Raw genomic sequence first — 15,966 nt, forward strand, 5'->3', positions numbered from 1 at the left:
AATAATGAGTAATTTGACAAAATGAAAATCTGTATTGTTGGCGCGGGTGCGATTGGTGGATATTTAGGGGCAAAGCTAGCACTAGCAGGTGAAGAGGTAACGCTAATCGCTCGTGGTTCTCATTTGGAGGCAATTAAAAAAAATGGGCTGAAGTTACTTATGGCAGACGGTTCTGGCCAAATTGCTACTCCGGCTTTGGCAACTAGCGATATTCAAGAAGCGGGGCCACAAGATATAGTAATTTTAACTGTGAAGGCTCACAGTGTACCTGCGATCGCACCTTTTCTCCCTGCACTATACAATCCTCACACAATGGTGGTGACAGCCCAAAATGGCGTTCCTTGGTGGTACTTTTGCAAGTATGGCGGTGAGTATGAAGGTACGCGGATTCAATCTGTCGATCCAGATGGGATTATTGAAGCTAGTATCGGTGCTGAACGTGCTATTGGTTGTGTTGTTTACCCGGCAACTGAGATAATTGAACCAGGTGTAATTAAGCATATTGAAGGCGATCGCTTTACTCTCGGTGAAATCGACGGCACTAAAACAGAACGCATTCAATTATTAGCGCAGACTTTAAAACAGGCAGGATTCAAAGCACCAATCCGCAATCAAATTCGCACGGAAATTTGGATCAAGTTGTGGGGAAATGTGGCGTTTAATCCCATCAGTGCTTTAACTGGTGCTACTCTAGAAGATATTTGTCGTTATCCCCTCACGCGTGAACTAGCGCGGCAAATGATGACAGAAACTCAAGCGATCGCAGAAAATTTAGGTATAAAGTTTGGCATCACTTTAGAACAGCGAATTAATGGCGCAGAAAATGTCGGTGCCCATAAAACCTCAATGCTACAAGATATTGAAGCCGGACGCCCCACCGAGATAGATGCTATTGTTGGTGCAGTCGCAGAATTGGGAAAACTTACTCAAATTCCCACACCTCATATTGATGCTATTTATGCCAGCGTCAAATTGTTGGAGACGACCAAAATAAGAATTTGACAATCATTAATTACAAGATTTCATTAATTCATAACAAATTCTCTGCGTACCTCTGCGTTTAAATTTTAACCCTCAATTCCCCACGATTTTACGCGTTTCAGGTGCAGAATTGAAATTATATAATTATCAAGTTCATGAAGAAAAAGAAAATATGGCTATCAACCATACTAGTAGTAGCATTAGTAATCAGCATTATCGGACATAGTAATTCTCTAAAAGCTGTCTCATCTTTAGGTAAAGACACGCTGACGATGATTACTTCCCCAGATTATCCTCCTTATGAGTTTTATGATACGAAAGGAGGCGATCGCCAAATTGTTGGCTTTGATATAGATATTGCCAAAACCCTTGCTGAAAAACTAGGGTTTAAGCTTCAAATAATGGAATCCGATTTTAATGGATTAATCCCTGCACTCCAAGCAAATCGGGCTGACTTTGTAATGGCTGGGATGACTCCGACTCCAGAACGTCAGAAAAATATTGACTTTTCAATTATTTATTACGAAGCCAAAGATACCATTGTCGCTCCTAAAGATAGCAACCTAAAGCAGCCTCAAGACTTATTAGGAAAAAAAGTTGGGGTACAACTAGGAACCATCCAAGAACAAAATGCCCAGAAAATTGCTAAAAAATTTGCGGGTATTCAGCTAAAGCAACTCAACAGAGTGCCGGAAGTAGTTCAGGAAATCAAATCTGGGCGAATTGATGCAGCAATTGTTGAGGATACTGTCGCTAAAGGATTTGCCCAAGCTAACCCAGATTTAGAATTTAATACTATTCCCTCAGAGGAGCAAAGTGGATCAGCGATCGCTTTTCCCAAAGGTTCTTCTTTTGTAGAACCGTTTAACACAGTTCTTCAACAAATGAAGGACAATGGCACATTGAATAAACTTGTAGCCAAATGGTTTTCACAGAATATTACCGCTAATTCTGCATCTTCAACTCTTGCCAAAGGCGGATTGAATCTCGACTTCACCAGAATTCTTCCAGATATTCCTTTTATCCTTCGGGGAATCCCTTTAACTCTGTTGTTTACGCTATTATCCGTATCTTTGGGGTTAATCTGGGGAACAATACTGTCTCTATTAAAAATTCTCGGCATCAAACCGCTTACCTGGGTTGCTAACGCCTACACTTCTGTTTTTCGAGGTACACCTTTGTTATTACAGTTGGCGTTGGTTTACTACGCAACACCCCAGCTTACAGGCTATGATATTTCAGCATTGCAGGCTGGGGTGCTAACTTTTACCCTGAATTCTGGCGCTTATATGTCGGAAACCATCAGAGGTGGGATTCAAGCGGTGGATAAAGGGCAAAGTGAAGCGGCGATGTCTATGGGTGTTCCCTATTGGTTGATGATGTGGGATGTGATTTTACCGCAAGCATTGAAGAATATTCTCCCAGCATTGGTAAATGAAACTATCGGATTGCTCAAAGATTCCGCGCTGGTGTCAACCATTGGGGTGGTGGAAATATTACGCAGCGCCCAAATTGTTGGTGCAAATAAGTATATTTATTTTGAACCACTGCTATTTGCAGGGTTAATCTACTATGTTTTAGTAATGGGTATGACCTTGGGTGCATCTGCTTTAGAAAGGAGATTACGGGAAAGTGAATAATGTAGTAATTCGCACGGAATTCTTATGTAAATCCTTTGGTAAACTCGACGTACTCAAAGATATTTCCACTGAATTTTATCAGGGGGAAGTGGTTGCTATACTAGGCCCTTCTGGTTCAGGTAAGTCTACCTTTCTGCGATGCATAAACTTGCTAGAACAACCCACCAAAGGAAGAATCTATTTTCACAATCAAGAAATTACCAAGCCCAAGGCAAACATCGCTAAGGTGCGCCAGCAGTTGGTGATGGTATTTCAGCATTTTAATTTGTTTCCTCACATGAATGTGCTGCAAAATGTCACCTATGCACCCATCAAGGTGAAAGGGATTAACAAGCAAAAAGCACAAGAACATGGCTTAGAATTGCTTGCTAAGGTAGGTTTAGAGTCAAAAGTGTCTGTGTACCCATCTAAACTATCTGGGGGACAAAAACAGCGAGTAGCGATCGCTCGGGCATTAGCAATGGAACCAGAGATGATTTTGTTTGATGAACCCACCTCTGCATTAGATCCAGAAATGGTTAAGGATGTGCTGGAAGTGATGAAAGCTTTAGCGCTATCTGGAATGACAATGGCGATCGTTACCCATGAAATGGGGTTTGCAAGAGAAGTTGCCAATCGGATTATGTTCCTCGACCAGGGTATTTTAGCAGAAGATGCTACTCCTGGCGAGTTTTTCCAAAATCCTCAGTGCGATCGCGCTAAACAGTTTTTGGAAAAAATGCTTTAGAACATCAGGAATTTGCCGCTTTTTTTGTATTCTTGAAACTTTTCTAAAACAGGGCGATCGTTTGGCATTAACGTAGGTAAGTTTGCCAAATCAAAAAATTCCAGCGCCAGCGATTCTCCATCTATGCAAGCGAGACTGCCCTCCCATTCAACAGCTCGCAAAATTAAAATGAAGTTTTGCACGCGATCGCCATTGGGATAAGTTACAGTTTCAAAGGCTGGGTTGGAAGAAAACCCTACAGCTTCAAAACGCTTAACCGTTAAACCAGTTTCTTCAAAAACCTCTCGTGCTGAACACTCTTCGGCAGAGTCACCTACTTCTGGACAGCCACCAGGTAGCCCCCAAAGTTTGAAATCACTTCGCTTTTGCAACAAAACCCGTCCCAAATTATCCTCGATAATCACGCGTGCGCCAAATAATAGAAGTAGGCGATCGCCTACAACTTGTCGTAACTTGCCGAGATAAGAATCTGACCAATTCGCCATAATTTTAGAGAAAATTTATAAAGAAAATCTAAAGGTAGCAAATAGCGATCGCCTGAAAACAGGATAATGCAGTTGAACAGGTTAATTATTCCTATTCAACCTAGAATTATGGCATCTACACCTAAAATCCTTGCCTTTGCAGGCAGCACCCGGATTGAGTCTTACAACAAAAAATTGGTAAAAATCGCGGCGGCTGGCGCTCAGGCAGCAGGCGCAGAAGTGACTTATATAGACCTCCGCGATTTGCCTCTACCTCTGTATGATGAAGATTTGGAAGCTCAAGAAGGACTACCTGCCAACGCCCGCACTTTCAAGGATTTGCTGATTTCTCATCAAGGATTGCTGATTGCTTCGCCGGAATATAACAGTTCACTTACAGCAGTTTTGAAGAATGCCATTGACTGGGCATCCCGTCCAGCCCCAAATGAAGCACCATTAGCTGCTTTTGCAGGTAAGGTTGCTACTATTATGAGCGCTTCCCCAGGCGCTCTTGGTGGTTTGCGGGGATTGGTTCACTTGCGCTCTATTTTGGGAAACATCAAAGTTTTAGTACTTCCCGATCAAATAGCAGTACCCAAAGCTTATGAAGCCTTTAATGGTGATGGCACACTAAAAGATGCTAAACAGCAAGAATCTATTGAGCAGTTAGGCGCTGGCTTAACAAAGATATTACTGAAGCTCAACTAAATTGTTCAGGTGTTCAGTAAATAGCGAACACTTATCATTAAAATACAGATTTTGGGGTATGAAAGCGTGGCTACTACCTCCTGTTACCTTCAACCTCGACCTGGTGGTAGTACCAGTTTCTATGTCAGGATCTTACGTCTGTTGCTGTTACAAAAAATTGGCGGATAACTTTTACTTTTCAAGACGGAGATGCTTACGACGTAAATTACAAAGACTATCATTAGGAGTTAAGGATGATCGCAAAAAGAAAGCCTAGACATCCTGGCGGATTAATCAAGCGTCAGTATCTGGAACGGCTAAATATCACAATTACTGACTTTGGTGATATTCTTAATGTATCTCGTAAAACTGTATCTGAGATAGTTAACGAGCAAGGAAGCGTTACGCCGAATATGGCGCTTCGTTTGGCTACCGCCTTGCAAACTACTCCTGAAGTTTGGTTAAATCTCCAACAAAAATATGATCTTTGGTGCGCTGCTAATGAATCAGAGTCTTGGAAAGATATAGCACCTATAAATTTACAAGCTTCCTGATCAACAAGATTTCCGACTTCTTAAATCAATCGGTAATCTGAGCATGTCAATTTTCACAAATTATAACTTAATATTTTTAGACAAAATTGATTTAGGTAGCATTCCATGCACACCTTTGTGGGGACTGTTCACAACTTGAGTGATATGAAAATTCACAGCTAAACTACACAATACATAAGCATCTTCTGGCGACAAATTCGCAAAGCGTTCCAGAAAATCAATCATGTTTTTTAAAGCCAGTTCTAAGGCTTCATCTAAGGTTTGGGCAAACCCCATTGTAATGATATGAGTTGGAGTTTCAGCAATTGGTGTTGTCAGTTGTAAATCCTTGCGAAGCTTGAGGGTAATTCTGCCGTTCATGGAAGTTTCAATGGCGGTGACATTAACTTCACCATCTCCCTGTGCGGAATGCCCATCACCAATAGAAAATAATGCACCTGGTACGAAAATTGGCAAAAATAAACGAGAACCAGCTTGTAATTCTCGATTGTCGATATTACCACCGTAAGAACCTGGCGGGACAGAAGTTCGAGAAGTTTCTGGAGTAGCGACACCAAGAATCCCAAAAAACGGTTTGAGGGGAATTTTTATGCCAGCACCCGCCGGAAATTCAGCGATGTTGTTTGCTAAATCTAGAGGAATGAATCTCAACGCAGGTTGAGGAAACTGATGTGGTAAAGCTCCCCAACCTGTACGAATGGCATTGAAGCCGATGGGTAAAAGAGGTGCGATCGCATCTAATTGTACTTCTAAAACATCCCCTGGTTTGGCATCGCGTACATAAATCGGCCCTGTGAGTAAATGCGGTCCCCCAGCAATTTTGCGTTCTGGTAGAAGATTTTGGCAGATGTCGAGAAATTCTGGTGTGAGAAACTCAGGTGGTGCTTTGTCATAAACGTAGTAACCAGTATAAGTTTCCACATCAACCGTATCACCTGAATTAATAATGAGCGCTGGTTCTAGCAGATGGGAGAAACCACCCAGATGCACAGTTTCTTTAGTAGCTTTTAAAATGTAATGAGTCATCGCTGTTGTATTTTTAGTTGCGTGCAATAGTAGGAGCAAGTCGCATGAGCGGGTTAAAAGACTTGAGCAAACTGGCGTACTATTGGTAGAGGTACAGCAATATTCCCTAATGCGTGTTGCATCAAAGAGAGAACCGCTATGTTAATAACTTGCACAGTATTTTAGCAATCAAATCTTGCATATCCGATGACAATGTACCCAGTTCACGCTTAATCAGCGATTTACGAACTGTCATCAAATGATCCAGCCTAATAGTCGATGGTTTATTTAATCTACTGGCAGCAAAATCAGGATGATTGGTATCTAATACAATGTCAGTTTCCATCAAATCAGATGGAATCTTACTGGTGATGAAAGCAAGGATAACATGTTTGTAAGATCCCACTGGATTAGTCAAGCAAATGGCTGGACGCAATTTAGTAGCTGATAAATCATCGAATGGGAAAGGTACGAGAACAATTTTACCCTTAGTCATTGAATGGCTTCCCATCAGCTAAGGTGTAAATATCTTCTTCACGATCTTTTAAAAAATCAAAGACTGGATTACTCGCTGCTGCTTTAAGCCATTCTTGTTCATCTATTTCTTCTTCATCTTCCCAATCATTTTTTGTCTGAATCAAAGCCTGAAACCGCTCATTTTCCCGAACCACATTAAAAGCTGAGTCATTTATTGCCATATTTAAATATTGGACATGACTCAGATTGATAGCTTTTTGCAAATTCTCAATTGCTGGTTCAATATCTCCCTGCAACGCATAACAAGATGCCTTATTGTAAAAAGCATCTGCATAATCAGGTTTTAATTCCAAAGCTTTGTCAAAGCTAGCAATAGCCTCTTCAAAGTGTCTCACCTTCAACAACATATAGCCTTGGTTATTCCAGTCTCCGTAGTCATCAGACTTAATTGTAATAGCCTTGTTAAAACTAGCAATTGCTTCTGGAAAGCGTTCTAACTTTCTCAGTGTGATACCTCGATACTTCCAAGCTTCGTACCAATCCGGTTTCAATTCTAAGGCTTTATCAAAGCTAATAATTGCTTCTTGCAAACGTTTTAATTCCCCAAGTGTAATACCTCGACAATACCAGCCCTTGGAGATATTGGGGTTCAATTTTATACTTTTATCAAAACTATTGTTTGCTTCTTCAAATTGTCCCAAGTCATAGAGCACAATACCTAAATTGTACCAACTCCAATAATCGTTAAATTTGAGTTGAATGGCTTTGTTAAAACTAGCAACAGCATCTTCTAGACGTCCTAAGTCATACAGCGTAATCCCTCGGTTAAACCATGCTTCGTATTTGTTGGGTCTAATCTCCAAGGCTTTATCATAACTGGCAAGTGCCTCTTCTGACTGTTCCAAACATCCTACTATAATGCCCCGATTGAACCAGGCTTCATACAAATCTGGTTTAATTGCCAGAGCTTTGTCTAAGTTAGCGATCGCCTCTTCTAAGCTACCTAAATTTACTAGCGCAATACTCCGGTTGTACCAGGCTTCGTACAAATCTGGTTTAATTTCCAGTAATTTGTCTAAGTTAGCAACTATATCTTCATCAATAACTTCTAAGTTCGCTAGCACTGTTGTGCTTTTGTAGGAGCCTGCTAAAAAGTCAAGATTGATCTCTAAGGGTTTTTCGTAACCAGTGTTCGCTGGGCTTGGGCGTTCTAAAAGGAGGCTATCCATTATGCATATCTATTCCATTCAAGTTTGACAAAATTAGTCTTGTGGGTGTTAATACGATCGCACTCTTACTCAGATTTTAGCTTCTCCTGTTCTACCTTCTCTTAATAATTAATTATTTTCGTCCTCAATTAATAGCTAAAATAGGTTTCAAGTTAAAATACCATCAAAAATTTAGCGAATTGGTATAAGTGTGACTTGTAAATGAACCAATGAAGATCGTTAGTAGGGGTGGACATCTGTGCGCCCGAAATGCGTGTATCAACAGTTTTGTTAAAAGCTAGGTTATTATCTCAATAATTTGCTAAACTCCAACTTTAGGAATAGCAAATAAAAACAATTTGAGCAGGGAATTTGGAGGGGTTGCAGAGTGGCTGATGATGAACGCATAGTCAATGCACAACAGATAAATCCAAAAGACTTCTCGTGGAGATTATGGCCTGTTGTGCCACTCTACCCTTATGGCAGGCGGCAGACAATCCGCAAAGAAGTAGTAAAGGACACAGTTTGGAATTTTGACCAGATTCAGGGCATTTTCTACGTTGTTGTACCGATTCGCATGACTGTTGTTAAGCTCGAAGCCGGGGGTCTTCTCATCTATGCGCCTGTTGCACCAACCCCAGAGTGCATCCGGCTTGTAAATGAGTTGGTGGCGGAACACGGTAATGTTAAGTACATTATTCTGCCGACTATCTCCGGCATAGAACATAAGGTATTCGTCGGGCCTTTCGCCAGATACTTTCCGACTGCACAGGTGTTTGTGGCTCCCCATCAGTGGAGTTTCCCGCTAAATCTCCCCCTTAGCTGGCTTGGTTTACCACCGAAACGAACTCAAGTACTTCCAGAAGATAGTAGCAAAACACCCTTTGCTGACGAGTTTGATTATGCAATGCTGGGCCCCATTGAGCTTGGCCCTGGTAGGTTTGCAGAAGTTGCTTTTTTCCACAAGCGATCGCATACTCTTTTAGTAACAGATTCTGTACTTTCTATCTCAGAAGATCCACCTGCGATCGCACTTTTAGATCCATATCCCTTACTATTCCATGCTAAGGATGATGCTACTGATATTGTTGCAGATATTCAGGTAAATCGGCGTAAGGGATGGGGGCGTATCTCGTTGTTTGCTTTGTACTTTCAACCGAAGGCACTAGGTATACGTCAATGGAGTCAGGTGTTGCAAGATGCCTTGAAAGCAACAGAACGCTCAAAGAAAGCTTATTTTGGATTATATCCCTTTAAATGGCATCCAGATTGGCAGCGATCGTTTGATGCTTTGCGAGGTGATGGGCGTTTGTTTGTCGCCCCAATTTTACAGACGCTGATTCTCAACCGCGCACCGAAAGAAACCATTGACTGGGCTGATAAAGTTGCTAGTTGGGACTTCGAGTGGATTATTCCTTGCCACTTTGATTCACCGATTAAAGCCGAGCCGCATCAGTTTCGCCAAGCTTTCTCTTTTTTAGAAAAGCAGCCTGCTGTCAGTGCGGGTTTGTTTAGCAGTAGTAGCTATCCCTTGCCAGAGGAGGATTTTAAACTACTTAAAGAAATCGATACAGGTTTAAATAAGTTTGGCATTGTGCCAGCAGCAAAGGAGAAAGTGTAGGAGAAGCAATATCGCGTTCTTTTTTGGATGCAGTATAGTTTTGACCTCACTTCCATTCCTCTCTCCTTTTAGGAGAGAGGCTTTGAGTCTTACTCCCCAACGCTAGAAGGGAAGGGGTTGCGGGTTAGGTCTGTATTAGACTCAACTGCAAACACAGATAATCTCATATTAAACATCTCCGAAAATCAATGTAGAGACGTTGCATTACAACGTCTCTACAAGGGTTTCAGGTAACGCATAATTAATTTCTGGAGATGTCTATTGAAACCACCTGCGATTCGGTTATATAAATCTGCGAGTATCAACCCATAGCAGCCTATGGGCGCTATGTGGAAAATCCACTGAGTGTTTGCTGAAACGGATTCTTGAGTCTTAACGTTTAATTCCCTTAAAACGTTCTTGCGCCGCCTGAAACGCTTCTTGCATCACCAATTGAATTTTCTGGGGATCGGGTTTCTTACCTCCCATTAAATCACCAAAGTAAACGCAGGCTGCTTCCCCTAGTGCCCAGGTGTAGGCGGCTGCCCAAGAGGCTGCGATCGCACTACCAAAACCTGGTATAAATTTAATTAATTCCCGTGCAATTGCCTGTGCTAAAAAACCACCTGCGATCGCACTCACAACACCTCCCGCCTGAGATGGAGTAACTGTCTGCCCATATAATTTACCCAACAATCCCACCATTGATACTTGCAAGGCAGTGAGTACTGGCATTGTAGCAAATGGCAAAGGTACAGCCGCAAGAGTGGCAGACATAATCGAAAATGGCAAAATATAACGGCGTGCAGCATCTCGGTAAAGATTACCAAGTTGCTTCCCAGCTTCTTCTTGATCTAATAGTTGATAAATCGCCTGCGCTTCTGCTTCTGGGAGTAGTTCTGCTAAGGAATCTCGCAGTGCTTCTAAGCCATAAAATACCGGATTATAGCCATCTTCTTCTAGGGTAAAGTCAATGAGTACAGAGCGATCGCTTATTCCTGCAAAGGCTTGCTGGATTGCGGTAAATGCGCGGTTAACTTCCTGATAATCTGGTGGATAAACAGGATGATCGACGGTATCGAGAGGATAAACCTCATGCAAGCAAGTAACTACTAGCAAACAGGGAATATTTGGATACTGCTGGCGCAACTGTTTAGCAATTTGTCGTAGCGTGTCAGTTGCAAAATCATTAATTTTGACGGTGAGAAGGAGGATTCTAGCAGAACGAGTTTCTTTTTTTAAATCGCCAACTAACTCCTGAATGATTAATTGAGTATCTTGTTTAACATCACCAAGTCCCACCGTATCAGTAAAAATTAGTAACGGCAGGTCATTGGAAGGATAAGCATAGCGCTCTGTATGTTGGGTGTGAGGACGAAATCCTTGACCGACAATTTCGGCAGAAACTCCCGTCAATCCCCGGACAATTGAACTTTTTCCAGCTTGGGGTTTACCAATTAGGAGGGCTTCTGTGGTTGGCAGTTCGGCTCGAACTTTCTCTAAAATCTCTGCAACCTGAGTTTCGCTCACACTAAACCATCCAACAAGCGTCTGTGCCACTTGTTCTACGGGTAAGAGTTGCGTTAGATGTGTTGTTGCTTTGTTCCAGACACCACCAATACGGTTTGTCCACGAATTATCGACCGGCTTGGTAGTTGCTCCATCAGTCGGTTCAGTCAATTGCTGAGAATCAGTTGACGGTGAGTCAGCATCACGTTGCTCAGTCATTTCCATCTAAACGTAGAAGACCCTTTTACTCATCTTATAGCGATTCTCAAAGGGATAACCAGTATCGTTAGTAGTGTATCAACTTGGGCGAGCGCGTTTTGGAGGTAGCGGTGTCTCACAATCCTAAAGGAACCGTCGCCATAGAAAAACGTAGCAAGGGACTTCCAACTAAAAAAATAATCAATCGTTTTGGAAGGGAGGGGGAGAAAAAATTGGATAGTGACGTTGGATGTAGGAATTAAGTAATTTAATTCTTGGATGTCCCCAAGGCAAATTTATTGTTTCGGCTGACAATGCGATTGTATCGGCTGACAATGCCATTGTTTTGGCTGACAATGCGATTGTGACGGCTGACAATGCGATTGTTTCGACCGACAATGCCATTGTTTCGGCTGACAATGCGATTGTGACGGCTGACAATGCCATTGTTTTGGCTGATACCATGTCCGAATAATTAGTTATGATTTCCACAGTCATTGCACGCCACCCCCAGCCCCTCCCCGCAAGCCTACGGTGTATACACAAATCAAATTACCCCCCTTAATCCCCCCTTTCTAAGGGGGGAAAAAGAAATCTAGTTCCCTCCCCCTTAGAAAAGGGGGAAACAGAAATCCAGTTCCCTCCCCTTTACAAGGGGAGGGTTAGGGTGGGGTAAAACCCTGTGCTAATTCAACTCGACGCTCTGCGTAAAACTTGACTGCTTCACCGTATTCAATTAATGCTGCTGGATGAAAGACGTATTTCATTGCTCCAAAATTTGTCTCACCCTAGCTAAGGCTTCCTCTCCAGGAATGGGTTCAATTGCACCACTGCGAACTTCATTTCTACGCTTCTTGGCTTCATTTGTCCACAGTGTTTAAAGTGTTTCGTCTACATCAAATTCAAGACTTTCAACCAGCTTTTCTGCCAACAATGCTCTCACTGCACTGGGCAAAGCTAAGGCTTCTTTCATGACTTGCTCAACAGAAGTTTTTTTCTCCAACGAAACACACCGTATGTACCAAAAAACAATGACAAATGACAAATGACCAATGACCAATGACTAATCTATCAAATCAACGATCGCCTTCAGCAATACATCTGGATCTACTGGTTTAGAAATATGCATTTGGAATCCTGCTGCTAATGCTTGCTGCTGATTCATTTCGCCTGCATAAGCCGTCAGAGCGATCGCTGGTACGTTTCCCCCTTGTTGGGGCGATCGCGATCGCACTTCACGCATCAGCATATAACCGTCTGTCTTTGGCATTCCAATATCGCTAATTAAAATATCTGGTACTGACTCAAACAGCGCTTCTAATGCTTCCTGTGCTGAAGATACGGCGGTTACTTGTACACCGTAGTCTTGCAAAATAAAGGTAATTAAGTCGCGGATATCTGGTTCATCGTCCACAACCAAAACTTGAGTATTGGAAAGGAGCGGGGATTCAGGTTCACAATCTAAAGACTCATTCTCTTGACGCGTCATCTGTTCACTTCTAACTAAAAGCGGTAGTTCAACAGTGAAAGTAGTACCCAATCCTTCTCCAGGACTTTCGGCTTGAACTTTTCCCCCATGCATCTCTACAACCTTACGCACGATCGCTAATCCTAAACCTAATCCACCAAAGGCCCGCGTAGTTGTGCTATCAGCTTGGCGAAAGTAATCGAACACATAAGGCAAAAACTCTGGGCTAATTCCCTTACCTGTATCGCTGACCTGAATTTGAGCTTGGTTGCCAACTTCCATGAGCCGAATTTCTACCCTTCCCCCTGCTGGTGTAAATTTTACCGCATTGGAAAGTAGATTCCACACAACTTGCACAAGCCGATTTGGGTCGCCCATGACTTGTCCCAAAGTGGGATCAAATATCGTCTGAATTTGAATCGACTTAGCTTGTGCTGCGAGTTGTACTGTCTCTAGTGCGGTTTCAACTACCATTACCAAGTTCACTGGACAGACATTCAAGTTTAATTTTCCTTGGAGAATGGTAGACACATCCAACAAATCTTCAATTAGCTGGGTTTGTAACTTGGCGTTGCGTTCAATGGTTTCCAAGGCATGCTTAGTGGTTTTTTCATCGAAATTACGAGTTCGCAACATTTTCGACCACCCCAGAACAGAGTTGAGTGGGGTTCGCAGTTCATGGGAGAGAACCGCCAGAAATTCATCTTTGAGTGTGTTGGCAATTTCTGCTTCTTTGCGTGCTTTCATTTCTCGTTCGAGGAGGTGATCGCATTCTTTCTCAACTGATTTGCGATCGGTAATATCCAGTACAAAAGCAACACCATTATCCTTGGAGTCATTTAGCAAAGCTACCCCCAAAACAATTGGGACTCGTTTCCCGTCCCGCTGGAGATATTCTTTCTCATAAATTCTGGAAACTCCAGTGGTTTGCACTTCCAAAAGGGCGCGATCGTCTAAATCTTTATATTCAATAGGAGTAAGTTCTCTCCAATTAATTTTACCCAAACTGGCAAACTCATCACGAGTGTAGCCAACTGACTGGAGAAAGGCATCATTGGCATCAATAATAAAGCCATCCACATTCCAAAAAGCAACCCCGATTAGGTTGGATTCAAACAAACGCCGAAATCTGGCTTCACTTTCGCGTAATGATTTTTCTGCCCGTTTGTGTTCGGTAATATCACGAGAAACTGTAATTACGCCTTCAATATTTTGGTGGGAATTCCGTAATGGTGTGAGGATGTATTCATAATAATGCACACCATCAGCAGTAACATATTTAGACTCATCCTTGATTGGCTGCCCAGTTTTCATTACAGCTTGTCGTTGATTATCTACCTGTTCTATAAGGTTTGCGGGTACATCCAGGTCTTGCAAAGTTTTTCCGACAAGATCCTGGGGCTTAAAGCCTAATACCGTAGCTGCATCATGACTGACATACTGATAGCAACCTTTGCCATCAAAGATGTAAATGTGATCGACTGAGGCGGTGAGAATAGCATTTAAAATATTTGCCTGTTCTTGCACTTGGGTTGTGAGTTCACGACTACTTTCTACTGCTTGCTTGCAGACAGTAGTTTCCATACAAACGCCGATCATTCGCACCGCTTGTCCGCGATCGTCGTAGATAAATTTTCCCTTAGCAGAAATCCAATGTACACTTTGGTCTGATCGCACTATGCGAAATTCATCGTTGTAGTCAGACTTTTGTTCTAAAGCGTGGGCGATCCCTTGCATTACAGATTGCCTATCTTCAGGATAAACGCACTTCTGAAACGTTTCGTAAGGACCATCAAAACTACCTGGAAGCACACCAAAAAGCAATTCATAATTTTCAGACCAAATTACTTTATTGGTAACAACATTCCAATCCCACAAGCCCATCTGGGAAACCTCTAGAGCTAGCCTGAGCCGTTCTTCACTCTCCCTCAGCAACGCTTCTACCTGCTGTCGTCCTGCAATTTCTTGTTGGAGTTGTTCTAAAGTTACTGCCACATCTATTGGCACATTCAAGGCTGTGGATGTCTTTTGTTCAAAATGCTGCTTGATCTCATATTCAACAGCTTGAATATGGGGATATTCTAGTGCAAGCGCCAGTTTTTTTTCTAGCTCTATTACTTGCTCCTCAAGGGCTGCTTGCCTTTGCTGATAAAATATTTCTGATTGCTCTAACTCAGCTACACGCTGCCGCAGAGCTACTAATTCATCAGTGACTTTAAAGTTAATTTTATCAACATTTGGCATCTTGCACACCGTTTATAACTAAATACCGATTTGAAGAGTAGGCATCCCCTAGTACCGCATGGCGCAAGTCAAAAGTCAAAAGTCAAAAGTCAAAAAGCTATATAGGGCAGACTTTTTGGCGATTTGGAATGGGTGGTTTATTTACGCCTTACTGTACTAGCTTTAACAGTATCGATTTTTAAGCTAAAAAATGTAATCCGTCAAAAGACGCATAAGATTTTAACCGAAATACACCTTCTGAAGTTAAGAGCTTTCTCTAACGACAAGACACTTTGCATCCAATAATGAATTATCTCTTCAAACGCATAAAACCCGCACCAATCAATATTGCCACAACCTGTCCCCAAAAGACACCACCCGATTGGTTTACGCCAACAGGGGGAATATTTAAACTGCCGATGCCATAAAATAATTGTTGCATAAACCACCAAAATAGATAGAAAAAAGCTGGAAGTTGAATTGGAATATACAAGATTATTAGCGGCAAAATTGTGTCAATTTTAGCTTTAGGAAACTTGATAATATATGCTCCTAAAACAGATGCGATCGCGCCATTGCTCCCAATCAGTGGTACTGTCAAACTTGGTTCAGCCAGAATTTGCACACAAGAAGCGATCGCGCCAGCAGCCAGATACAATCCGAGATAGCGTCTATGCCCCAGAATATTTTCGACAGTCTTACCAAAAACCCATAAGAATAATAGATTTCCCAATATTTGACTAAAACTGCCATGTAGGAATATTGCAACAAATAGTGAAAATGTTCGCCAAATTACAATTATCCAAGCAGGAGAGATATTGTAAACGAATGCATTTGTAATTGCCCCACTAATCTGGGCTGGAACTACACCCCAAATATTGATAAAATAACCTAATCCACCACTAAATTCTAGTTGAAGCTCCCATAAAAATACGGCAACATTAATGCCAATCAGCCAGTAATTAATAATCGGTTTATTCCGACAACGAATATTATCACCAATAGGAATCATATAAATTAGTCATTAGTTATTAGTTATACGTTTCTTTGTGAAGCTGCATATATTTACCCCCCGGCTACGCCGTCCCCCCGATGTGTTGGGGGGACTGATTATGTGCATCTTCATACAGAATTGGTATTATTACTTATTCTCCCCCTGCCTCCTCTGCCTCCTCTGCCTCCCCTGCCTCCCCTGCTCCCCCTGCCTCCCCTACTCTCCCTTAAC

At 42.1% G+C, this 15,966-nt stretch carries 14 protein-coding genes and 1 pseudogene; 6 read left to right on the forward strand and 9 right to left on the reverse strand.

Annotated elements, in window-relative coordinates; genetic code table 11:
- Window positions 1-21 precede the first annotated feature (21 nt).
- The 3 genes from LC608_RS08610 to LC608_RS08620 all read left to right on the forward strand — a co-directional run bounded on the left by LC608_RS08610 (window position 22) and on the right by LC608_RS08620 (window position 3,348).
- Window positions 22-1,002, forward strand: a complete 981-nt coding sequence (locus tag LC608_RS08610; protein ID WP_229553130.1) for a 2-dehydropantoate 2-reductase — start codon at window positions 22-24, stop codon at window positions 1,000-1,002.
- Window positions 1,003-1,136: 134 nt separating this feature from the next.
- Window positions 1,137-2,621, forward strand: a complete 1,485-nt coding sequence (locus tag LC608_RS08615; RefSeq protein WP_229553131.1) for an ABC transporter permease subunit — start codon at window positions 1,137-1,139, stop codon at window positions 2,619-2,621.
- Window positions 2,614-3,348, forward strand: a complete 735-nt coding sequence (locus tag LC608_RS08620; protein WP_229553132.1) for an amino acid ABC transporter ATP-binding protein — start codon at window positions 2,614-2,616, stop codon at window positions 3,346-3,348. Before LC608_RS08615 ends, LC608_RS08620 begins: the two co-directional genes overlap by 8 nt.
- Here LC608_RS08620 and LC608_RS08625 read toward each other — a convergent pair.
- Complete coding sequence (locus LC608_RS08625) at window positions 3,345-3,833, reverse strand: NUDIX hydrolase (protein ID WP_229553133.1); 489 nt, start codon at window positions 3,831-3,833, stop codon at window positions 3,345-3,347. The genes LC608_RS08620 and LC608_RS08625 overlap by 4 nt on opposite strands.
- 108 nt (window positions 3,834-3,941) lie before the next feature.
- Here LC608_RS08625 and LC608_RS08630 point away from each other — a divergent pair, with 108 nt between their 5' ends.
- Together LC608_RS08630 and LC608_RS08640 are read left to right on the forward strand one after the other, a co-directional pair.
- Entirely contained in the window at window positions 3,942-4,520 is a 579-nt protein-coding gene (locus LC608_RS08630; protein ID WP_229553134.1) for an NADPH-dependent FMN reductase, read from the forward strand.
- A gap of 233 nt (window positions 4,521-4,753) precedes the next feature.
- Window positions 4,754-5,053: a HigA family addiction module antitoxin gene (locus LC608_RS08640; protein ID WP_229553135.1), complete on the forward strand. Its 300-nt coding sequence runs from the start codon at window positions 4,754-4,756 to the stop codon at window positions 5,051-5,053.
- Window positions 5,054-5,113: 60 nt separating this feature from the next.
- On the opposite strand, the gene LC608_RS08645 is transcribed toward LC608_RS08640, so the two are convergent.
- The 3 genes from LC608_RS08645 to LC608_RS08655 all read right to left on the reverse strand — a co-directional run bounded on the left by LC608_RS08645 (window position 5,114) and on the right by LC608_RS08655 (window position 7,764).
- Window positions 5,114-6,079 carry an acetamidase/formamidase family protein gene (locus LC608_RS08645; RefSeq protein ID WP_229553136.1) on the reverse strand — a complete coding sequence of 322 codons (966 nt, stop codon included), beginning with the start codon at window positions 6,077-6,079 and terminating at the stop codon, window positions 5,114-5,116.
- 136 nt (window positions 6,080-6,215) lie between these two features.
- Window positions 6,216-6,554 carry a type II toxin-antitoxin system PemK/MazF family toxin gene (locus LC608_RS08650; protein WP_229553137.1) on the reverse strand — a complete coding sequence of 113 codons (339 nt, stop codon included), beginning with the start codon at window positions 6,552-6,554 and terminating at the stop codon, window positions 6,216-6,218.
- On the reverse strand, window positions 6,547-7,764 hold the full coding sequence (locus LC608_RS08655; protein ID WP_229553138.1) for a tetratricopeptide repeat protein: 1,218 nt from the start codon (window positions 7,762-7,764) through the stop codon (window positions 6,547-6,549). The genes LC608_RS08650 and LC608_RS08655 overlap by 8 nt, the downstream gene beginning before the upstream one ends.
- 367 nt (window positions 7,765-8,131) lie before the next feature.
- Between LC608_RS08655 and LC608_RS08660 the strand changes: the two genes are divergently transcribed.
- The gene (locus LC608_RS08660) at window positions 8,132-9,364 is read left to right on the forward strand and encodes a DUF4336 domain-containing protein (protein ID WP_229553139.1); all 1,233 of its coding nucleotides are present in this window, start codon (window positions 8,132-8,134) and stop codon (window positions 9,362-9,364) included.
- A 372-nt stretch (window positions 9,365-9,736) separates the two neighbouring features.
- Here the strand turns inward: LC608_RS08660 and LC608_RS08665 are convergent, their stop codons facing one another.
- The 5 genes and pseudogenes from LC608_RS08665 to LC608_RS08685 form a co-directional block, all read right to left on the reverse strand.
- Entirely contained in the window at window positions 9,737-11,071 is a 1,335-nt protein-coding gene (locus tag LC608_RS08665; RefSeq protein WP_229553140.1) for a GTPase family protein, read from the reverse strand.
- A 180-nt stretch (window positions 11,072-11,251) separates the two neighbouring features.
- A complete protein-coding gene (locus LC608_RS08670; RefSeq protein WP_229553141.1) occupies window positions 11,252-11,548 on the reverse strand; it encodes a hypothetical protein in 297 nt (98 codons plus the stop codon).
- Window positions 11,549-11,813: 265 nt separating this feature from the next.
- Window positions 11,814-12,023 (reverse strand): annotated as a pseudogene (locus LC608_RS08675) (addiction module protein).
- 90 nt (window positions 12,024-12,113) lie between these two features.
- A complete protein-coding gene (locus tag LC608_RS08680; protein ID WP_229553142.1) occupies window positions 12,114-14,762 on the reverse strand; it encodes a PAS domain S-box protein in 2,649 nt (882 codons plus the stop codon).
- Between the two features lie 289 nt (window positions 14,763-15,051).
- Window positions 15,052-15,753 carry a rhomboid family intramembrane serine protease gene (locus LC608_RS08685; RefSeq protein ID WP_229553143.1) on the reverse strand — a complete coding sequence of 234 codons (702 nt, stop codon included), beginning with the start codon at window positions 15,751-15,753 and terminating at the stop codon, window positions 15,052-15,054.
- Between the last annotated feature and the right edge of the window lie 213 nt (window positions 15,754-15,966).

It is taken from the genome of Nostoc sp. XA010, assembly GCF_020829625.1.
Taxonomy (GTDB): domain Bacteria; phylum Cyanobacteriota; class Cyanobacteriia; order Cyanobacteriales; family Nostocaceae; genus Nostoc.